A 20,163-nucleotide genomic window follows, 5' to 3' on the forward strand; every position below is an offset into this window, starting at 1 on the left:
TCTAAAATCCAAAATCTAAAATTGAATGACTTCTAAGCAGATACTTTTCAATAGTTTTTTACAAGAAAGCTATTCTCCCGAAGAGCGATCGCTACAGGGTTGGATGGCGATCGCTGGTTTTGTATTACTGACTGTAGTTTGTTATTTTGCTGGTGCTACTGCCGCATTGCGCCTAATTTATCCGGTGACAGCTTTAGCAGTAGGCGTATTTTTATACTTGCGGCATCCCATTCTCTACATCAGCTTTACCTGGTGGATCTGGTTTCTCACGCCCTTAGCTACTCGCTTAGTTGACTATCGGGTAGGCTGGGACCCTACCCGTCAAATGCTCATAGCACCCTATTTAGTGGTGTTTGTCACCATAGCCACATTCTTACGACACTTTCCCCGCGCCTCTCGTCAAGGGGGCTTGCCGTTTGTTTTGGCTTTTATCGGAGTGTTCTATGGCTTTCTAATCGGTCTGATTTACAATCCACCTATCCCTGTCGCACGCGGATTAATGGATTGGCTCAGTCCGATCATTTTCGCTTTTCACTTATTTATAAACTGGCGAGATTATCCCAGCTATCGCCAGAACTTTCACCGAACATTCCTCTGGTGTGTGTTGATTTTAGGAACTTATGGCGTATATCAATTTGTGGTAGCTCCTGAGTGGGATAGATACTGGCTTATACAATCAAAACTATTCATGAGTTCTGGAAACCCTGTACCTTTTGGGATGCGTGTCTGGAGTACATTGCACTCAGTTGGCCCCTTTGGTTCCGTCATGCAAGCTGGATTGCTGTTATTATTTACCAGTTCAGGAAACTTAATTTTTCCGGCTTCAGCTGTTGGTTACTTATCCTTCCTATTGACACAAGCACGTACTAATTGGGGAGGCTGGTTATTTGGAATAATTATGATTATGGGTTCAGTCAAAGCGCGGATTCAAATGCGTTTAATTACCATAATCGTGGTCATGGCAATTTGTGTTGTGCCATTGACAACTATCCAGCCAATTGCTGGGGTTGTAGCAGCCCGGTTGCAAACTTTTTCTAATCTTGAAGAAGATAACAGTTTTAAAGATAGATCGGGAAGTTACGACAAAAACCTTGGTTTAGCCCTTTCTAATGGTCTAGGTAATGGCTTAGGAAATATCTGGAAAGTCAACGAAAAAACTGGTCAAATTGAAGTCGTGGTAATTGATAGTGGCATTTTAGATATGTTTTTCACCCTTGGTTGGTTTGGAGCCATCTTTTATATGGGTGGATTACTCTTGTTGATTATTAGTGTTAGCAACTATGGTGAAGGTCGTTTTGATAGTTTTATTAGTGCTGCCCGCGCTATTGGCATCAGTTCTTCTGCACAGTTAGTTATTGGTAGCGGGATGTTAAGCGTGGCAGGAATGATTCTTTGGGGATTTTTAGCTATGGCTATGGCAGGACATAAGTACTATACCAATCCTCAGATTCCCGACTTCTCTAATAAGTCGAGATTCTGATAAATTTTACAACTTAAATAGGACTCTTATAGATTATGAAAGTAATTATTGTAATGCCACTAGCCGAGCAACGAGGCGGCGGTGAAATGATGCTTTGGGATTTGGTACAGCAGGGACGTAATGCTGATGTTGAGTGGCTGGTGATATTTTTAGAAGACGGCCCGATGGTAGAACAAGTAAAGTCTCTTGGTATTGATGCGCGAGTTGTGGAAAGTGGACGTTTACGCCAAATTCACCGTTTTATTGGCGCTGTTTTTCGGATAGCCGCGATCGCCCGCCGCGAACGTGCAGATATAATTGTCAATTGGATGTGGATTACGCATATATCTGGAGGTTTGGCGGCGATGTTGGCGGGCTTGCCTGCTCTGTGGTATCAACTAGAAGTACCTAGTGACAAAACTTGGTTGGTGCGAATCGCAACTTTAATCCCAGCGCGGGCAATTATCACCCTTTCTCAAGATGGCAAGCAAGCACAGGCAGAGATTTGGCCTCACAGACCAACACCTTTGGTTTATCCTGGTGTAGCACTAGACCGATTTGAGCCTAATGCTTTACCAACTCCAGAAGAAGCACGGCGGAAGTTGGGCTTACCTTTACACGGGCCGTTGATTGGAATTGTTGGACGATTGCAACGATGGAAGGGAATGCACGTACTGGTGCAAGCAATGCCCAAAATTTTACAGAAGTACCCTGATGCTCATTGTGTAGTGGTTGGCGGTAAACACGATTTGGAACCGGATTATGAGGGCTTCTTAAAAGCAGAAATCGCCGCATTAGGTTTGAAAGACCAAGTAATTATGGCTGGGCTACAGCGTAATATCCCTGAGTGGGTGCAGGCGATGGATGTATTTGTTCATGCCTCAAATAAAGAACCGTTTGGGATTGTGATTATTGAGGCAATGGCGCTGGGTAAAGCTGTAATTGCTGGCAGTGCAGGCGGCCCGACAGAGATTATTACCGATGGCATGAATGGACTATTAACACCTTACGGCGATGCAGATAAATTAGCGATCGCAATTCTCCGCTTTCTTGACGAGCAAGAATTTGCCCAGAGTGCGGGAATGGCTGCACGACAACGCGCCCTCGATTTCTCAACGCAGAATTATGCCCAAAATTTTATTAGTGCAATTCGTTCTGCGATGCCGAGTGTTTTATAGGCTCAATCAAGCAAAAGTCAATTTTATGCAAGTCAACTCGTGGAAAGAGGAAACCCAATAAGTGATTTTTGGAATCCCCCGCTATACCCGCAAGGGTTAGCGGTGGGAGGATGTCAACAAAACATAATTCCTAACAAGGCGACATCTTCGAGCTACAATTCTATCAAATGGATGAGTTACTTTGGGTTTTCACTACCTATTATTGCTAATTATTAGGTTGTTGCTTCCCAAAGTCATTTTCTTGACACACTCCCCCGTTTAGAAAACGAGGGATTCTGGGGTCAAACAATGATTGCAGGTATAACCCGTCTGATATCATGTAGCCCAATGGACTTGTGGCCATGCCCACTTAATTGTTTCATACCATGACCAATTTATTCGGTTACTCGCTTATATCCCCTGCATGAATGACAGGGGCTTTACGCATCACGAGTCGTAGACAAGTCTGTTCTGGATAATAATCCAGCCAAGTAGCATAGTACGTGGTAAAGAAACGTTAATTTTAATTAATTTTAATGGAGGGAGATTTTCGCATCTTCAGCTGATACCATTTCACTATTCCACACTCTACACCCGCCCCGAAGTGGCTTGGTAAAGGAAAATAATTTGTAGCCAGCTATGATCGTAGGCGATAGCTGGCTATTAGCCAGTTAAGTTTTCTCCCATTTTCCAACGTTTGTTGTTAAGCTTTTACCGAGCATTTTTTTAACCTTATCTTAAGAAATAATTACTTAATTGCTGGGAAATGCGAAAATCTATGACAATACAGTGATAATTCAACTGCTAATTCTTTGCCTGACCCCTTTTACTTACATTGCGTTGATACTACCTTTACATTATCCCTGAATTGTGAATATTGAGATAATACACCATATCCTTATTCGTTATATAATACTTAGTATTACAGAGAAAAGCTCATCCAAGCTACCCCAATAACACCTTTGAGTAAAAATTAATCGGGTAGAATCACTGAATATCACTCACACCTTTTGAAAATTAGAAGCAGGATTTTTTAATGATCAGCTTAAGTAATTCGGAAAACGGCACAGCAGCCACTAAGAGGCTGGCAAGGGCGATGATGGTTTCTGGTGGAGAGTTTTCACTGTTATTAGCCTGTTGTAACTCTGTTCCAAGGCAGCAGCAAGTGCTGAATTTGTTAAGAGAATTTTCATCAGCAGATATCCACCAAGTCCTGCTCTCATCTGCGGCTGACACATTGTATACAGCGATTACAACTGCAATTGGTACTACTCAACCCGAAGCTTTGATGGTACGGGGTTTAGAATCTGTAGTTGCAATTAACCAACTAATCATCAGTACCAACATCATGCGAGATGAATTTCGGAAACAGTTTCGGTTTCCCTTGGTGTTGTGGGTCAATGATGAAATTCTGTGCAAGCTAGTCTGGCTAGCACCCGATTTCAAAGACTGGGCAGCTAGTACCATTAGATTTGATGTACCTCAAAATCAGTTCGTTGAATCTGAACAACAAGCCATCAGCGCCTAATATTGGCTGAGATTACAAAATCTAAGCTACGGTTCTGTCTCATTCTTTTCTAAAATTACTTTTATTGAATCCTCGCTGACTAAGGTGAGACAAAAAGCGTTACCAGCTTTCCTCGCAAGCTATTTTCCTTTCTTAGAAGATGGAATAGGTGTAGGGCAGCCAGTTGCTACAGCAGTTTTATATTTAACCAAAAACGGTTTAATTTAAGTCCCCCGGTTCAAAAATCACGCAAGTATGTAAGTCTTGTTCAAAATCCCGGTTACAAAACTTAATTACGAATTACGAATTACGAATTATTTAATTCAGCCCACCTAATCAATGAAACCTGAGCTTCTGAATTCTTAATTGATTGCCGTAGGACTAGAGGGCGTTTTGATTTCTTCAAGCCACACACTCGTGACTTCTAGTCATGCGAGGTTCAATTAGTGCATTTTCATCTAGAATTTGTATAAGGAACTAACAATTAGTACATCTGCGTCTGTTTTTATATCTATTTCAGAACAAAGATATTAAACTAATTCCAACTGGTGAAGTTCTGGAATTATGTGCTTTATATTGTGCATTTGTAGTTGGATACTATTTCTTAGTTCTATATTACTATGAAAATCATGCAGAAAAACTACTTTAACACTAATCAAGGGCGAATTTTCACTGCTTTGATTTTGACTGGAATTTTGTCTGTTGCTAGTGGTTCAATACTTATCAAAGGGGCTACAGCTGCTTCTGCGAACTTCTCCGTAGAAACAAGCAATGAAGTTCTCAAAGACAATGTTAAACCAAACGGCTTGCCACGTCCAGTAGCTAACGCGGTACTGCGAGATTTAGCCCGCAGACAGGGAATTTTAACCAAAGAACTGAAAATTATTGATTATAATCAACAGACTTGGCGCAATGGTTGCTTGGAACTGCCTCAATCTGATGAACTCTGCACCCAAGCGTTAGTTCCGGGTTGGCTGGTTGTGGTATCTAATGGCAAACAAAACTGGACTTATCATACCAATCAAACAGGTTCCGCAGTCAGGCTGAATGAAAAAGCTAATCAAAGTACACTAGCCCCTGTGCAAATTCCAGTCAGCGAGTTACCACCACCGTTAAATAGAGATGTAGTATTTCGGCAAATCTCCAGTGGTGGTATTACTGGCAGAACCTACGAGACTGTTTTACTCAAAGATGGGCGATTGATTCGCGTGCAGATTGGTGATGCCAATGATTCTGAGCGTACTGTTCGCCGTGTTTCCGTGCAACAGGTGCAACAATTTCAGAGATTTTTAGAAGGTTCTAAATTTAGTAAATTCCAGAATCTGAGTTACCCAGCCCCCAGTGGCTCTGCTGATTATATCACCTTCACTCTCACCAGCCAAGAGGGTACGGTTCAATACAACGATATTTCTCAAAATAACCTGCCAAAGAATTTACAAGCAGCAGTCAAAGCCTGGAATCAGATTGCAGTCAGCGCCCAATAATGAATCAGAATTCAGGAGTCAGAATTCAGGAGTCAGAACTCTGTTTTGATGGATTGAAATAGCGATTGTTTTAGCGCTTACAATCGAAACGATCGCTATTCATGCTGATTGTTCATAATTTGATCACGTCTGTAACCAAATGATGAAAAGGTTTGTAAAGTGGTGTGTTGAGTTTCATTCTTGGTGGGATATTCGCCAAAGCAGAAAGTCTCTTTTGTTTCCCGTTATCGTTACCTTGAGTATGGTAGCTACGGTGATGCTATCGTTCCCCTTGAACGCTCAAATTAATCTGCCACGAACGCCCACATCTGAGTTAAGGGGAGTATGGTTAACAAATATTGATAGTGATGTGTTATTTGAGCGCGATCGCCTCAAGGGATCTTTGCAACGCCTTGACCAACTCAATTTTAACACAATATATCCGGCGGTTTGGAATTGGGGATATACATTGTATCCTAGCAAAGTTGCAGCCAAAGTTATCGGGCGATCGCTCGATCCCACACCTGGACTCAAAGGGCGAGATATCCTCAAAGAAATTGTCGATGTGGGACATCAAAAAGGCTTAATAGTGATACCTTGGTTTGAATTTGGCTTCATGGCACCGGCGGATTCTCTATTAGCTAAAAATCGTCCCCAATGGCTCACCAGTCGCAGTGATGGGACTCGGATTGTCAAAGACGGGAATGATAATCGCGTCTGGTTAAATCCCTTTCGCCCAGAAGTACAACAGTTCATCCAAGATTTAATCGTTGAAATTGTTAGAAATTACAATATTGACGGCATTCAATTTGATGACCATTTTGGCTTACCATCAGAATTAGGGTACGATGCCTATACAGTGGCGCTTTATAAAAAAGAACACCGTGGTCAAGCTCCCTCGAAAGACTCTCAATATCCAGAATGGGTAAGTTGGAGAGCTAACAAAATCACCGAGTTTATGAAACGGGTATTCAAAAGCATCAAAGCTACTAAAAAAGATTGCTTGGTTTCCGTTGCTCCGAATCCTCAACGTTTTTCCTACGACTTCTCTTTAGCAGACTGGCAGGAGTGGGAACGGTTGGGAATTGTTGAAGATTTGGTTTTGCAGATATATCGGGATGAGTTGAATGTTTTTATTAGTGAATTAGAGTATCCAGAAGTGAAAGCGGCAAAGAGCCATATTCCAGTGAGTATAGGTATTTTGGCGGGATTGAAAAACAGATCCGTACCGATGCAACAGATTCAGACACAAGTGCAAAAAGTACGCGATCGCAATTTTGCTGGAGTCTCATTCTTTTTCTATGAAACCCTCTGGAATATGAGCAAAGAAAAGCCCCAAGAGCGTCAAACTGGCTTCCAGAAAATTTTTCCCACACCAACCGCTTACCCGAATCTGCTAGCAGGTTGGAAACCCTAGAAAGAAAGAACAGAGGAGAGGGAGAATCACAACTCCCATATCCCCTGTAACTTTCAGTGTTGCTGAATATAAGTATGAAATTCAAAAATTCAATATTTCAGCTCTATTTGCCTTACCAAAACCCCGACCCAGAGTGTCATTATCCCCGTGAATTTGGTCTTGAGAAGTCGAACATATCTATCAAGTCGCCGATTGCGGGGCCGTTAATCGGTACATAAGGATTTGCGCGGCGGGTCTGAGGATTAGGTAGATTGTCACGACTACGATTGGTGAGTGGCGACAGTCCCCAATTCTTCTCAATAAACTTCAGAATCGAAACATGGTCATAATACGTATGAACAACGCGACCACCGCGAGAGTATGGCGACACCACAATTAAAGGAATCCGTGTTCCGTCGCCGAAGAAGTCGATGGGCTGAATGTAGCCAGAATCCCAATATCCACCACCCTCATCAACTGTGATCAGAATTGCTGTGTCCTTCCAGAGTTCGGGCTTGCTTTGAACCTCTTTGATAATCTTCTTAGTAAAAGCTTCAAACAGATTAAACTTTGAAGATGCTGGATGACCGTCAAGTAAGCCACCAGGTTTCGCAAAGGAGACTGCGGGCAGCTTATTGTTGTTAATATCGTTATCCAGATCCGTGGTGTCCTTCAAATGCTCCGTCCGTACCTTCTCGTTCGTCATAATTGACGTCACGTACTGGAAGGGGTTGCAAATGTTGCAATAGACGTTGGTGTTACTGCTTGGATTTTTAACGTATCGGTTCCAACCTTCACCGTAGTACCGCCAGGAAATATTCTTTTCCAACAAGGCATCACCAATGGTGCGAACAGATGACGGCGGGATCACAAAGCCATTATTAGTGACCCCGTTGTTAACCGTTCCGTTACCAAAATAGCCAGGATCGTAGTTGTTCAGGAGATAGTAGGTATTCGGCGCACAGTTGGACTTTGGTTTGTAGGAGAGAGAATTCAGATAATTCAAAACAGGTCTAACCCCTGGCTGGCTGGGGTTAGAACAATTAGTGTAGGTGCCGCCAGAATAGCCATCCTGTGTGTAGAAGTTGTTGGTTCCAGGCTGCGGGTTGGGATTCTCGATCTCATTTGGCGGCGGTGTGGCTGGACTGCCTTTGCCATTGCTATACCAAATGGCATCTCCGATACCAATCATCACTGAGTTAGCGCCGGTGCCACCCATGACAGGTTGATGGTAGTTGTCACTGATTGCGTAATTGTCAGCCAGAGATTTGAAGTATGGCATGTCTCCGGTATTGACGTTGTAGAAGCCCATTGAGGTGGCACCCTCGCTATCGGTGAAAGTCGAAAACGGCTTGCCATTGCTGCCTGCGCCGACGCTCACCTCGACCCAAGGGAAAAGATCCTTAAGACAACCACTGGGATTGTTTGCACTCGCATGGCTAATGTCGCAATCCACCTGCTGCCACATCTGATAGAAGCGGTGTACAGGGCTTGCTGCGTAGGCCTCATAGGGCACACCAGGCGTCAGTTGGAAAGGACCACTTCGTAACTTATTCACGTTCCTGATTCGGGTATCTACAGTACCACTCGGCAATCCAGTTGCACCGGTAAGTAGGAGTCCGAAATCCTCCGGCAGCAGCGCAGGTTTGGCAGCTTGGACGGCAGCCAAGGTCTTGAAGGGAGGCGGATTTGTGTCACTTGCAACTTGTCCACCGCCAGCTTTAGGCGGTGGTAGTGTTGTATAGGGTTTTTTGTTAGCAGGACTCAATGAGAAGGTATCGGTGACGGAAGCTTTGTATTGAGTTGCTGCTTGGAAGTTGGGTCCAGGCGTACCATCAGCATTGATAATGCCCTTGGATAACAGATTAGACACTGTTTGACCCGATCGCGGTTGGTAGACACCGAAGACATGATCAAAGGTTCGGTTCTCGCCAACAATGACAATGACGTGCTTGATAGGAGTGAGAGTTTTAGTATCGAGACTCTTAATCTCCTGAGCCTGGGCAAAAGTGGAGACTATCGGTACTCCAGTAAGCCCCATAATAACTACACCAATTGATGTGTAGTTTAAACATTTTCTTCTAAGAGGTTTGTCCAACATGAGATTACTATAATGAATGAACTGCTGTAAGTAAGTTGGCGATCAAAATTCATATATGAAGAAATATAAATTTAAAGTAGAAACAGGGTGTATTGTGCAATGAGCTAACGCACCTTGAATTGTTGACGGTGCGTTAGCTGAAAGCGTTACGCACCGTACATGATTTAAATTTCTTAACATAGCTTGAAATATTAGCGCCGACTTACTTCATTTCAGATTAGTGGTACACCGTTAAAGTGTGATTATGTTTTTAATAAGTATTCTTTAAAGACAATACCTTCGCCAAAAAAAGAGTATGAAGAGAGAGGGCTGATGTAGTAAAGTTGTTGTCTTCCACAACTACAACTTCTTCCAAATTTTAAAAGAACAAATGGAGTTTAGGGTACTCCTAATACCGTTTCACTTTCATAAATAATGATACAAATACGTTGGTAGGGAACATTGCTCATTGGTGTACCCCTACTGCGTGGTCTATTTACCTAAAAATAGCTGTAAGTGAAGGTTCACCGCCAAACACTTAAGAATCTGTCATGGTTTTTTAACCAAAAACGGTTTAGTTTAAGTCCCCCGGTTCAATAGAAAAGCAAGTTTTGTGGCGGGGTCTGTCTTGCAAAGTTGCTCCTTTAGTGCGCTTCTGGTGCGTCCGCAAAGCGATCGCGCATCCTGCGGCGGGGGAAACCCCAAGACCGCAATGCAGCGCTAAATCCTTGTTACAAAACTTAATGTGCAAAAAGTATGCGATCGCAATTTTGCTGGAGTCTCATTCTTTTTCTATGAAACCCTCTGGAATATGAGCAAAGAAAAGCCCCAAGAGCGTCAAACTGGCTTCCAAAAAATCTTCCCGACGCCAACCGCTTACCCAAATCTGCTAGCAGGTTGGAAACCCTAGAAAGAAAGAACAGAGGAGAGGGAGAATCACGACTCCCATATCCCCTGTAACTTTCAGTGTTGCTGAATATAAGTATGAAATTCAAAAATTCAATATTTCAGCTCTATTTGCCTTACCAAAACCCCGACCCAGAGCGTCATTATCCCCGTAAATATACGTGAGTTCGACGGTTATAAAACGGCAAAAAGCTTGCTAGATATGAAACATAAGAAACTGGGCAGGTGTTGCGTGCGATCGCTAAGATTAAGAAGTTTCCAGCCGCCAAAAAAGTGAAACTGTTCCGGGTAACTGTCTCCACCGACAGAACGGATTTTATCGCTACGAACGATTTATCTCAAGATTCTACGGATGTTGTACAACAAGTGTGTAAGGAACGATTGCAAGTTGAGGAGTAACACCTTTGAATTAAAACAATTGACTGGCTTCATTGCCTCATCTAGGTTTAACAGCTCAATTAAGCTTTGTCTGTGTAATGCAGGTAAAATCTTCCAGTGGACGGTAGCCCCAATACCCAGTCATTGCTCCGAGCAATATGAGCAATAATACTAACCATAATTCATGTCTTCGTCCCCCGATGTGCCTATAGTCTGGGACTTGCTGCAATTGTTCGATGAGATTCATACTTGTTAGTTATCCATTTTTCTCTACCCTCTACAAATCATTATTATTTTTCTCTCGTTGTATGAAACCACCCTGCTTCCCTACTAGCGTTGGGGGAGCCAAACTCCCCTCTGGGCTTGCCTAACGGCAGGCTGACACCAAGGTCGAGGAGTTGGGGGAGAGGTTCTTCCAGGATTACTGAATTACTGTCCTAGACAATTTCTAGTGGTAAAGTTTCATTTACCCTGAACACGTAGTGGGGGCGTACAGCTAAGTGTACGCCCCCACAAATGAATGTATTCCACCCAATTGAAATATTTGATTTAAATGATCAAATTGCTCAAAAACACGATGCCGATCGCACAGAAAGCGAAGCCAGCAATGCTCATTTTCCAGGGTAAAATTCGGTTGATTTCTCTCATACCCATTGCAACACCAATTTCTCTGGCACTCATGGCAACCACAAACAGAGTTAAGGTAATGCCTAGTATATAGGCAATTAGTGGGATCATTCCTGCCCCAATAATAGATTCAGCATCAGCGTAACCCTGAAATAAACCTGCACTGATGCCCACTAGAGCAAATACTATCAAGTTTAGTTGATTTGGCATCATCAGCATAGTACCAAAAAGGATGGTAGAAATAGCGATCGCTGCGCCCGCCAAAGGCATCGCTATTTCTGTGCCTGGTAAATTTAGCTGGAAGAAATGAATTACAATGCCCAAGACTGCTGCTAAGACAAAACATCCAGCGATGACAGCGCCACGAACAAATACAGATGAGAGTAAGCCAATAGCAATAATACCAACTAAACAATTCAAGCTAATTACTGGATCTGCCAGTCCCCAGAGAAAGCCTTCCCAGCAGTTAGATATGGTATGCTTAACTGGTGTTCCACTTAATGAACTCAGTAAGCTAATTAAAATTAGAGCTGCGATCGCTCCAATATGCCGATGTATTAGCTTCAATGTATAAAATTCTCCTGATGCACGGAATTCTGAGAATTTAGTTTTGAACATTAGCATCTGCCAAATTAGTTTTTTCGGTAATTTATACTACCCACATAGCCAAACAAACTAACGTAGCTCATGCGTGTCAACTTAGAGCCTCCGGCACGCTGACGCGAACGCGGCTACACAAACAAAGTCTACCTCCGTGGACTGAGAGAAAATTAAGGTTTTTTAACCCACGAAGGTGGGTTTTGCTTGTGTAGACGCGGTTTCTAATCGCCCTTTTACTTCCGACTTCCGACTTCTTTAGTGGAATGTTCCCCTTTACCTAACTTAAAACTTATCTTAACTGAACTATTTTAGGAAAAAGACTAATCTAGAAAGTAGGTTCATTGGCAGAGAGAATGAAATTCATCAAATTGCTACTATTTAGTATTCCTCTAATCTTCTTTGCATGGATTAGCCCATTGCAAGCTAGTGCAATAGCTCAATTGTCAACTCCTTTACCTTTAGTTGCTGAACGTGAAACAACATCTCTGAAAAATTCACAGGATGTATTAACTGTTGCAACTTTTAATGTCGAGAATTTAGACCCGAAAGATCGACGCTTTGATAATATTGCCAAAATTATTGTTAATAATCTGAATGCACCAGATGTGATCAGTTTAATTGAAGTTCAGGATAACAACGGGCCAATTAATGATGACGTTGTTAATGCTAACCAGACTTACCAAAAACTGATTGCTGCGCTTGAAAATATTGGTAGTCCAGAATATAACTTTGTAGACATTGCACCCAATGACGATCAAGATGGTGGAGAACCTGGAGGCAATATCCGTATTGGTTTATTGTTTCAACCCAACCAGATAACTCTAGCAAAACTGCCTAGAAAAGGCGGTTCATTAGATGCTGTGGCTATTACTGAAGGTTCAAATGGTTTTGACCTCTCGCTTAACCCAGGTCGGATTGACCCTACAAATAGTGCTTTTGATCAAAGTCGTAAGCCACTTGCAGCAGAATTTATATTTAATGATCAAAAAGTATTTATCATTGCTAATCACTTTCTTTCCAAGCTTGGAGGTTCTCCCAGTGATGCTCAACGAGTGAAACAAGCCGAAATCGTTAATGAATTTGTAGCGCAACTACTACAAGTTGACCCGCAAGCCAAAGTAATTGTATTGGGTGATTTAAACGATTTACTAGATTCTTTACCTTTGAAGACCTTGAAGGGTAACATTCTTGAAAATCTGACGGAGCGTTTACCTGTTAGTGATCAGTTTACTTACAAATTCCGGGGAAATCCTGAACTTATTGATCATTTGTTGGTTAGTGAAAATCTTTCCCGTTTTGCTAAACCGGAAATTGACATTGTACATGTAAATGTTGGCTTTAGTAAGCCTGTTAGCGACCACGATCCGGTGATTGCTGCGTTTACATTACCTGCTAACCAGTCTACCTCTGATACTATTCGTCTTGTTAGCCAATCTACACCCGCAAGTGATTCGGCGATTATATTGCCTCAATTATCCAAAGTCGCTCTAGTTAAAGAACTAGCTAAGGAACTAATGTAACGATTCGCAGACAAATCTCTAATTCCCTATAATTAATTTTGGTTTTGAGTTAGCGATGAATTTCTGATCATCCGATTCACCAAACTCAGATAATCGTCTAATTCTTCATATTCATCTAATTCTTTTTCTTCCTCTAAAGTAAGTGCAGATTCTTTTTGTTTAGTTAATAAGGCTTCAATTCGTCCCTGTACTAAGCTGGAAGCTCGAAATATCGGCACTCCTTCTACTAGCTCGATGCGGACAGCACCATCTAATGGCAAACTGCTGGGCAAGTGTGACAATTTCATAGGTAAATTGGTTGTCATGGCATCTATTTCAAAATCTACAGTCTTTATTTTAGTAGAGTAAATGTCAGAAATTACTTTCTCCAAATTGTCGGTGAGATAATTTTAGCTGACTTGTCAATTTTCTACTTCTACACTATCTATCGAGATCAGGCTAAGAAAGTAGACGAAAATTACTTTCAGAATCAGCGTCAGACTTTGTGTAAATGGAATCAACAAGACTTACCTGATATTACTGAAATAGAACGCAGTCATGCGATCGCGCAATTTCAAGGTAATGACAATCCATTCGTGCTAGATGTCACATTAGGAGAACGGGCATACTGTAATTCTTAAGGACTTACATCTTAATGGGTAGACAAAATGACCATCAAACAGACTTTATCCGAATCGGAATCTGGATGATGAACTCTGCGCCTTGAAGCGGTGCAGAAATACACTTGAGTTGGCCACCATGCTTGTTGATAATTTGGTAGCTAATCGACATCCCTAAACCTGTACCTGAACCAACAGGTTTAGTTGTAAAAAATGGATCAAACATTTTTTGCTTTACTGCTTCTGGCATCCCACAGCCATTATCAGTAATCCGAATTATCACTTGATTGCTGTCTAAAACCTCAGTGCAAATGCGAATCTGGGGATTGTTAGTTGTCAGTTGTTGGTTGCCAGTTTTTTGGAGATTGTCCCCGAAAAGACGACAACCAAATATTGATTCTTTCAAAGTATCAATAGAATTATTCAGGATATTCATAAATACTTGATTGAGTTGTCCAGGATAGCACTCTACTTTAGGCAAATTGCCGTATTCTTTTATCACTTCAATATCTGGATAATTTCCTTCGGACTGCAAGCGATTTTGCAAAATTAAGAGAGTGCTATCAAGACCTTCGTGGATATCAACTATTTTTTTGTCTGCTTCATCTAGCCGCGAGAAGTTACGCAAGGACAAGACTAGCTTGGAGATCCGCTCGGTTCCCATTTTCATGGAAGATAAGATTTTCGGTAAGTCTTCTTTAATAAAATCAAGGTCAATTTCTTTAATAAAAGCTTGAATTTTTGCTCCAAAATGGCAATCGCATTCTTGATAAAGCGTAATCAAATCGAGTAAATTTTTACTATATTCATCGCTAATAACGATATTACCATCAATAAAATTCACAGGATTATTAATTTCATGGGCGATACCCGCAACTAATTGCCCCAATGAAGACATTTTTTCAGTTTGAATCAGTTGAACTTGCGTATTTTCAAGTTCTTTTAAGGTCAGTTTCAGTTGGTAATTAGCTGCTTCTAGTTGTGCTGGACTTGGCAAAGCCAGAGCCTGGGGAATGATCGGTAACAGTGCGATCGCTGTATATACTGAGAGAATAGCCGTAATAAATTTGATGAAAGTGGACAGCCAGTAAGTTGGATGCCAAAGTGTCCATACATCCATTACATGGGTTGTACCACAAGAGACGATAAAAGCTCCAAATAAGAAAAGTATCCATTTGAAGGGGAAATCTTTTCGCTTGTGGACAAAGTAAATAAGGATGATCGGAATAGAATAATACACCAAAGCAATCAGAGAATCTGAGATGATGTTTAGCCACACTAAACTCGGCTTCCAGAGGTAACAATGTCCATGTGGAATAAATGAGCTATCACTAAAAAGATTTTGCAAAAATTCCAGCATATATGATCAAATAAGCTAATTTGTCAACTGTTGAATGACAAATTATATCCGCTACACAAAAAACTGTCCTTAATCTTGAAGAAGAATTCAGCAGTCAGAATTCAGAATCAATATAGTTAGGACTTACACAATGTTGTACTAGTGGAGTAATTCTTCAACTTGATGCTGGCTCCACAAAGTTCTATATAAACCCTGTTGTTGTACAAGTTCTAAATGATTGCCTATCTGAACAATTTTTCCCTTTTCCATCACAAAAATTCGGTCAGCTGCCGCCGCCGCCGATAATTGATGGGTAATGAAAATTACTGTTTTGCGTTCAGTATCACCAGAGAGATTTTTAAGGATTTGCGTGGCTGTTTGATTATCCACACTAGAGAGGGCATCATCCAAAATTAACACTGGAGCGTTGACCAGCATCGCTCTAGCTAAGGCAGTACGTTGTCGTTGACCGCCAGAAAGATTAATACCGCGTTCACCAACTATAGTTTCATATTGCTGGGGAAAATTGTTAATTTCTGATTCAATTTGGGCAAGTTGAGCAACAGATTCTACCTGCTCTTGTTCGCTAAGTGGATCACCGTAGCGGATATTATTTTTGATTGTAGTGCTAAATAGAAAGCTATCTTGAGGAACATAGGCGATCGCACCTCGTAAATCTGTCAAAGCAATTTTAGTAATATCCAGTCCATCTAAAAACAATTGTCCTGATTCAATATCTAACAAGCGCGGCAAAGCATTGGCCAAAGTAGATTTCCCTGAACCAATTGCCCCAACAATGGCCACGGTTTCTCCGGGAGCAATGGTAAAGTTAACATTTGCTAAAGCTGGAGTAGTGGAACCAGGATAAATGTAAGTGAGATTTTTAGCTGACAGTTCTCCTTTAAGTTCAGCTATTGGTAAATGTATTGCATCGGCTGTGTCTTGAATTTTCGGTGTGACAGAGAGAATAGATTCAAGCCTATCGATACTAACTTCACCCCGTTGGTAAGCAGTAATTGTGAATCCTAAAATGGCTGTGGGGAAAACTAGACGCTCTACATAAATTAACAGTGCTAGAAAGTCCCCAACCTGAAGGGTTCCAGAAGACATCCGCGCCGTCCCTAGCCAAATGATTACCAGTGAACTGATATTAGCTAGCCCGCCAATTAAAGGAAACAGTGTATTTCGGCTTTTTGCTAATTCCAAGTTAGCCGCTAATAGCTGTTGATTTTTCTTAGCGAAGGCTCGACGCTCATTTGCTTCTTGAGCATAGATTTTAATTAAGGCAATGCCACTGATATCTTCTTGGATGAGTTCGCTGATGTCAGAGAGTTGCTCTTGAACTGCTGCTTGTTGTTTGCGTAAGCGATCGCTAAACAGACTCACTAATAAGAGCAAAAAAGGGTACACTGCCAGAGAAGCTAGTGTCAGATCCACACTAATCGTCAGCATGACTGGCAGTGTCAGGGCGTAGGCAAACACGGTATTTGCCAAACTCAAAACTGCAAAACCCAATAACCGCTTGATATTGTCCACATCACTGGTAGCCCGACTAATCAAATCGCCAGCAGTATTACTGGCAAAATAAGCCGGTTCCAGCTTGAGTAAGTGTTCAAAAATCCGTTGTTTCAGGTCAAATTCCACCTGACGCCCCACCCCAAATAGCCAAATGCGGGATGCCATCCGCATTAGCCACATCGCTGAACTGAGCAAGACAATGATTACTACGTAATGTAGTATTTGGTTCCAGTTAAAGGTTGTCGAGAGTTTATCAACACCATCACGAATCAACCAAGGGATATAAACGCCCAGTGCATTTACAGACAACAAAGCGAGAATCCCTAAGGACGCCTCCCGCCAATGGGGTCGTAAGTAAGCACTGAGTTTAGCGATTCGTCGAGATTTTGCCATTAAAGCAATTTTGCAACTTTATCATTGAAGATTAACTGCTAGTTCAAGAAGGCAGCTACAGAAGAATTCAGAATTCAGAATTCAGAAGTAAAACAGGGTTTATAACTGGCTTTGGAACTTAGCTTGCGTTTACCCCTGTTGTTTTTTTATTACCGTTGAACACGCAAGAACCTGTAAATTTCAACGAGATAACTTTCCCAAGTTCTTGTTGTCAATTGCAACGTTTGCGCGTCCGGTACAAAGTCTTCAAGTCGTAAACCGCGTGTGCGGATATCTTGAACATTTCCTTGTAATAGGTAGGGAGGCACTCTCAAATTATAAGAAAGAATGCGATCGCCTGTTACATCTGAGATGTTTGCTGTGGTGGTTGGTTGCCCGAATGCCACCAGTGTCCCAGATGTTGGTGCAGCAGTTGCTACATAGGTTTCACCTGTCGTCATTGCTAAAGGTGCCCGATAAAGGAAATAGGCGACTGCTGGTGTACTTGCCAACAGCAAAATCGTCAGCGCCCAACCGATTAAGTATCCTCCTGGTTTCTCTATCCCACCTCCTTTGATTTTCTGAGCTGCAAAAATCATCAGTAAAACAGAGGCTCCTAGAGGCTTGAGTGGAAAAGACAGCATTCTCCACAATGACGCCACAGCTGGTTCATTGGGGTTAAGAAATGATAGGGCTACGATTACCAAGATAACGACTAAGATTAATCGCCCGACAAAACTTCCAGAGGGATAAAATCGCTGGAACAGAGAATATACGATAGTGCCAATCAGCAGCCACAGCAGTACCCGGCTTAACAATAGAAACATAGATTAACTCTCAAATTTTCTGGTGCGGTGAGCCAGTATGGTGGTGAGGCAGTCCACCTTTATAGGGGTTGTCACGCCACCGGCTTTTCCTGTCAAAGACGCTCTTGTTAGCTTGCTTCTCTGTGGGAGTAGTATAACCACTAACGCAGAGGCTCTCCAAGCGGAACTGCCGTGCATGATTTCCCTGTATAAAACAACTAGCGACTTCTTAGCGATCGCGACGCTAGGAGCGTCAACCGTAAGGGTCAATCTAGAGGTTTTGGGAAATGAATTTATTTTATTGTCAAATTGTAATCGTACTGTTTGACTTAAAATACCTTAAACCTCACACCCAAAGACTACCGTCGTAGTGATTTTAGTGCAATTTTTTGCCACTGCGTCTAATATTTATAATTTTCGTGAAGAGTAATGTGACACCGGTAAACTAAATTAATTGAGTAATCCACTCAAAAGGAAAAACTATGTCGCCTGGAAAGCCTACCATTTTAGTAACGGGGGGAGCTGGATATATTGGTTCTCATACGGTGCTTGCTTTGAAGCAAGCGGGTTATAACGTTGTCATCCTTGATAATCTGGTCTATGGGCATCGTGACCTGGTAGAAAGGGTTTTACAGGTAGAATTGATAGTTGGGGATACAGGCGATCGCGCCTTGCTTGATCACTTATTTAAAACCCGCGATATTGCTGCTGTGATGCACTTTTCTGCTTATGCCTACGTAGGAGAATCGGTGACTGACCCGGCTAAATACTACCGCAATAACGTTGTTGGCACTTTGACTCTGTTAGAAGCAATGCTGACGGCATCTGTAAAGAAATTTGTCTTTTCTTCTACCTGTGCCACCTACGGCGTGCCAGAATTTGTACCCATTCCAGAAACCCATCCTCAAAATCCGATTAATCCTTATGGCGCTACTAAGCTGATGGTAGAGCGGATTCTCGCTGATTTTGATGTTGCTTACGGTTTCCAATCAGTGCGTTTCCGCTATTTTAATGCTGCTGGTGCTAATCCCAGTGGTTTACTTGGCGAGGATCATAATCCAGAAACCCATTTGATTCCCTTGGTGCTAATGACAGCTTTAGGCAAAAGAGAATCCATCTCAATTTTTGGCACCGATTACCCCACGCCCGATGGTACTTGTATTCGTGATTATATTCACGTTAATGATTTAGCAGATGCCCATATTTTGGGATTGGAATATTTATTAAAAGGTGGCGATAGCGAAGTTTTCAATTTAGGTAATGGCAGTGGCTTCTCTGTCAGAGAAGTAATTGCAGCTGCCGAGGAGGTGGCAGGAATTTCGATACCAGTAGAAGAACGCGATCGGCGTCCTGGCGATCCTCCAATTCTCATTGGCACCAGCGAGAAAGCCAGAACCATCTTAGGCTGGCAACCTCAGTATCCACTGATCAAAGATATTGTTGCTCATGCGTGGCAGTGGCATCAAAAGCGACACAATTTGACTTGATGGCATAGAGCCGAGATTGCTGCATATTCGGAAATTAAGCCTTTTCAGCCCCTATTTTCGTTTTGTTCAGATATCGGCTCAATACCACCGAGGCAGTTGGACTTAGACTTAAAGTGATGGGACTAGAGGAAAGACTGATGACAAAAGCAATTGATTTAGAGCAAATTATTGCCCAAAAGGTAAGAACCTTATCGATACGAAAGCAGCAGCAAGTACTTGACTTTGTAGAATTTCTCCAATTGAAATCACCAATAGTGGAGTTTAAGCACCATGATGGCACGCTAATGTCTGCTTTAGAAGCAGCAGGAGACTTAGTAGGCTGTGTGGATTCTGGCCCTGGGGATCTCTCGACAAACAAGGAGTATCTTAAAAGACCATTAGCAGAATGAAGCAAGGGATACTGCTAGATACAGGCCCAATAGTTGCTTTAGTCAATCGTCGAGAGCAGTTTCATCAGTGGGTGACAAATCAGTTTCAACAGATTGAACCCCCTTTGTTAACTTGTGAAGTGGTGATTACAGAAGCTTGTTTTCTTTTACAGAATGTTTATGGAGGGGAAGCAGCAGTAATTTCTTTTGTGCAAAAAGGAATCATCAATCTCCCGTTTCGCCTGAGCGAAGAAGCTGCTGCTATTGAAGAGTTGATGCAGCGTTATCAGTCAGTTCCAATGTCGTTAGCAGATGCGTGTTTGGTGAGGATGGCAGAACTGTATCCTAAAAGTGAATTGCTCACATTTGATAGTGATTTTAGGATTTATAGGAAGAATCGTCATCAATTAATTTCTGTGATTATGCCAGAATAACCGTGAGTTTAGTATTAAGCCATATAGCGGTTCTCGCTTGGTAGCTTCAGGCAAGCGATCGCCTTGGCATTTTAGAGCCAGAGGACAAGGGGGACAAGGGAGAAAAATCACTCCATTGTCTCCCCCTACTCCCCTACTTGCTACAGA

At 42.1% G+C, this 20,163-nt stretch carries 17 protein-coding genes and 2 pseudogenes; 12 read left to right on the top strand and 7 right to left on the bottom strand.

The features are described 5' to 3' along the window. Positions 1–25: 25 nt before the first annotated feature. The 5 genes from V7L05_RS23190 to V7L05_RS23210 all read left to right on the top strand — a co-directional run bounded on the left by V7L05_RS23190 (position 26) and on the right by V7L05_RS23210 (position 7,003). On the top strand, positions 26–1,480 hold the full coding sequence (locus V7L05_RS23190; protein WP_335167478.1) for an O-antigen ligase domain-containing protein: 1,455 nt from the start codon (positions 26–28) through the stop codon (positions 1,478–1,480). A gap of 35 nt (positions 1,481–1,515) precedes the next feature. Continuing rightward, positions 1,516–2,637 carry a glycosyltransferase gene (locus V7L05_RS23195; RefSeq protein ID WP_335167480.1) on the top strand — a complete coding sequence of 374 codons (1,122 nt, stop codon included), beginning with the start codon at positions 1,516–1,518 and terminating at the stop codon, positions 2,635–2,637. Positions 2,638–3,652: 1,015 nt separating this feature from the next. Further along, positions 3,653–4,144 carry a hypothetical protein gene (locus V7L05_RS23200; protein ID WP_335167482.1) on the top strand — a complete coding sequence of 164 codons (492 nt, stop codon included), beginning with the start codon at positions 3,653–3,655 and terminating at the stop codon, positions 4,142–4,144. A 599-nt stretch (positions 4,145–4,743) separates the two neighbouring features. Further along, positions 4,744–5,607, top strand: coding sequence for a hypothetical protein (locus tag V7L05_RS23205; RefSeq protein WP_335167484.1), 864 nt, complete (start codon positions 4,744–4,746; stop codon positions 5,605–5,607). A 142-nt stretch (positions 5,608–5,749) separates the two neighbouring features. After that, on the top strand, positions 5,750–7,003 hold the full coding sequence (locus V7L05_RS23210; protein WP_335167570.1) for a glycoside hydrolase family 10 protein: 1,254 nt from the start codon (positions 5,750–5,752) through the stop codon (positions 7,001–7,003). 139 nt (positions 7,004–7,142) lie between these two features. Here V7L05_RS23210 and V7L05_RS23215 read toward each other — a convergent pair whose 3' ends face one another. After that, positions 7,143–9,083, bottom strand: coding sequence for an alkaline phosphatase family protein (locus V7L05_RS23215; protein ID WP_335167486.1), 1,941 nt, complete (start codon positions 9,081–9,083; stop codon positions 7,143–7,145). Positions 9,084–9,807: 724 nt separating this feature from the next. Between V7L05_RS23215 and V7L05_RS23220 the strand changes: the two are divergent. Both V7L05_RS23220 and V7L05_RS34830 read left to right on the top strand, forming a co-directional pair. Further along, a pseudogene (locus tag V7L05_RS23220) lies at positions 9,808–9,972 on the top strand (glycoside hydrolase family 10 protein); the annotation flags it as partial. Between the two features lie 233 nt (positions 9,973–10,205). Further along, positions 10,206–10,458 (top strand): annotated as a pseudogene (locus V7L05_RS34830) (hypothetical protein); the annotation flags it as partial. Here the strand turns inward: V7L05_RS34830 and V7L05_RS23230 are convergent. Then, the gene (locus tag V7L05_RS23230; protein WP_335164452.1) at positions 10,423–10,593 is read right to left on the bottom strand and encodes a transposase family protein; all 171 of its coding nucleotides are present in this window, start codon (positions 10,591–10,593) and stop codon (positions 10,423–10,425) included. The pseudogene V7L05_RS34830 and the gene V7L05_RS23230 overlap by 36 nt on opposite strands. Positions 10,594–10,895: 302 nt before the next feature. After that, positions 10,896–11,591 carry a HupE/UreJ family protein gene (locus V7L05_RS23235; protein ID WP_335167488.1) on the bottom strand — a complete coding sequence of 232 codons (696 nt, stop codon included), beginning with the start codon at positions 11,589–11,591 and terminating at the stop codon, positions 10,896–10,898. 335 nt (positions 11,592–11,926) lie between these two features. Here V7L05_RS23235 and V7L05_RS23240 point away from each other — a divergent pair, with 335 nt between their 5' ends. Next, positions 11,927–13,093 (top strand): endonuclease/exonuclease/phosphatase family protein, encoded by a 1,167-nt coding sequence (locus tag V7L05_RS23240; RefSeq protein WP_335167490.1) that lies wholly within the window; start codon positions 11,927–11,929, stop codon positions 13,091–13,093. A gap of 32 nt (positions 13,094–13,125) precedes the next feature. Here V7L05_RS23240 and V7L05_RS23245 read toward each other — a convergent pair whose 3' ends face one another. Continuing rightward, the gene (locus tag V7L05_RS23245) at positions 13,126–13,398 is read right to left on the bottom strand and encodes a hypothetical protein (protein ID WP_335167492.1); all 273 of its coding nucleotides are present in this window, start codon (positions 13,396–13,398) and stop codon (positions 13,126–13,128) included. Between the two features lie 93 nt (positions 13,399–13,491). Between V7L05_RS23245 and V7L05_RS23250 the strand changes: the two genes are divergently transcribed. Continuing rightward, positions 13,492–13,713: an endonuclease gene (locus tag V7L05_RS23250; RefSeq protein ID WP_335167494.1), complete on the top strand. Its 222-nt coding sequence runs from the start codon at positions 13,492–13,494 to the stop codon at positions 13,711–13,713. A 34-nt stretch (positions 13,714–13,747) separates the two neighbouring features. On the opposite strand, the gene V7L05_RS23255 is transcribed toward V7L05_RS23250, so the two are convergent. The 3 genes from V7L05_RS23255 to V7L05_RS23265 all read right to left on the bottom strand — a co-directional run bounded on the left by V7L05_RS23255 (position 13,748) and on the right by V7L05_RS23265 (position 17,748). Then, on the bottom strand, positions 13,748–15,040 hold the full coding sequence (locus V7L05_RS23255) for a sensor histidine kinase (RefSeq protein ID WP_442937880.1): 1,293 nt from the start codon (positions 15,038–15,040) through the stop codon (positions 13,748–13,750). A 150-nt stretch (positions 15,041–15,190) separates the two neighbouring features. Continuing rightward, positions 15,191–16,942, bottom strand: coding sequence for an ABC transporter ATP-binding protein (locus V7L05_RS23260; protein WP_335167498.1), 1,752 nt, complete (start codon positions 16,940–16,942; stop codon positions 15,191–15,193). Between the two features lie 149 nt (positions 16,943–17,091). Continuing rightward, a complete protein-coding gene (locus V7L05_RS23265) occupies positions 17,092–17,748 on the bottom strand; it encodes a hypothetical protein (RefSeq protein WP_335167500.1) in 657 nt (218 codons plus the stop codon). A 461-nt stretch (positions 17,749–18,209) separates the two neighbouring features. Here V7L05_RS23265 and galE point away from each other — a divergent pair, with 461 nt between their 5' ends. The 3 genes from galE to V7L05_RS23280 all read left to right on the top strand — a co-directional run bounded on the left by galE (position 18,210) and on the right by V7L05_RS23280 (position 20,016). Next, complete coding sequence (gene galE, locus V7L05_RS23270; RefSeq protein ID WP_335167502.1) at positions 18,210–19,214, top strand: UDP-glucose 4-epimerase GalE; 1,005 nt, start codon at positions 18,210–18,212, stop codon at positions 19,212–19,214. 137 nt (positions 19,215–19,351) lie between these two features. Next, a complete protein-coding gene (locus V7L05_RS23275) occupies positions 19,352–19,603 on the top strand; it encodes a hypothetical protein (RefSeq protein ID WP_335167504.1) in 252 nt (83 codons plus the stop codon). Further along, entirely contained in the window at positions 19,600–20,016 is a 417-nt protein-coding gene (locus V7L05_RS23280) for a type II toxin-antitoxin system VapC family toxin (protein ID WP_335167506.1), read from the top strand. The genes V7L05_RS23275 and V7L05_RS23280 overlap by 4 nt, the downstream gene beginning before the upstream one ends. Positions 20,017–20,163 lie beyond the last annotated feature (147 nt).

The sequence above is a fragment of the Nostoc sp. genome (genome assembly GCF_036917755.1).
In the GTDB taxonomy this organism is placed as follows: Bacteria; Cyanobacteriota; Cyanobacteriia; order Cyanobacteriales; family Nostocaceae; genus Nostoc.

Coding starts and splice junctions, on each gene's coding strand:
- V7L05_RS23190 (WP_335167478.1), top strand. CDS start 26: ATGACTTCTAAGCAGATACTTTTCAATAGTTTTTTACAAGAAAGCTAT.
- V7L05_RS23195 (WP_335167480.1), top strand. CDS start 1,516: ATGAAAGTAATTATTGTAATGCCACTAGCCGAGCAACGAGGCGGCGGT.
- V7L05_RS23200 (WP_335167482.1), top strand. CDS start 3,653: ATGATCAGCTTAAGTAATTCGGAAAACGGCACAGCAGCCACTAAGAGG.
- V7L05_RS23205 (WP_335167484.1), top strand. CDS start 4,744: ATGAAAATCATGCAGAAAAACTACTTTAACACTAATCAAGGGCGAATT.
- V7L05_RS23210 (WP_335167570.1), top strand. CDS start 5,750: ATGAAAAGGTTTGTAAAGTGGTGTGTTGAGTTTCATTCTTGGTGGGAT.
- V7L05_RS23215 (WP_335167486.1), bottom strand. CDS start 9,083: ATGTTGGACAAACCTCTTAGAAGAAAATGTTTAAACTACACATCAATT.
- V7L05_RS23230 (WP_335164452.1), bottom strand. CDS start 10,593: ATGAATCTCATCGAACAATTGCAGCAAGTCCCAGACTATAGGCACATC.
- V7L05_RS23235 (WP_335167488.1), bottom strand. CDS start 11,591: ATGTTCAAAACTAAATTCTCAGAATTCCGTGCATCAGGAGAATTTTAT.
- V7L05_RS23240 (WP_335167490.1), top strand. CDS start 11,927: ATGAAATTCATCAAATTGCTACTATTTAGTATTCCTCTAATCTTCTTT.
- V7L05_RS23245 (WP_335167492.1), bottom strand. CDS start 13,398: ATGACAACCAATTTACCTATGAAATTGTCACACTTGCCCAGCAGTTTG.
- V7L05_RS23260 (WP_335167498.1), bottom strand. CDS start 16,942: ATGGCAAAATCTCGACGAATCGCTAAACTCAGTGCTTACTTACGACCC.
- V7L05_RS23265 (WP_335167500.1), bottom strand. CDS start 17,748: ATGTTTCTATTGTTAAGCCGGGTACTGCTGTGGCTGCTGATTGGCACT.
- galE (WP_335167502.1), top strand. CDS start 18,210: ATGTCGCCTGGAAAGCCTACCATTTTAGTAACGGGGGGAGCTGGATAT.
- V7L05_RS23275 (WP_335167504.1), top strand. CDS start 19,352: ATGACAAAAGCAATTGATTTAGAGCAAATTATTGCCCAAAAGGTAAGA.
- V7L05_RS23280 (WP_335167506.1), top strand. CDS start 19,600: ATGAAGCAAGGGATACTGCTAGATACAGGCCCAATAGTTGCTTTAGTC.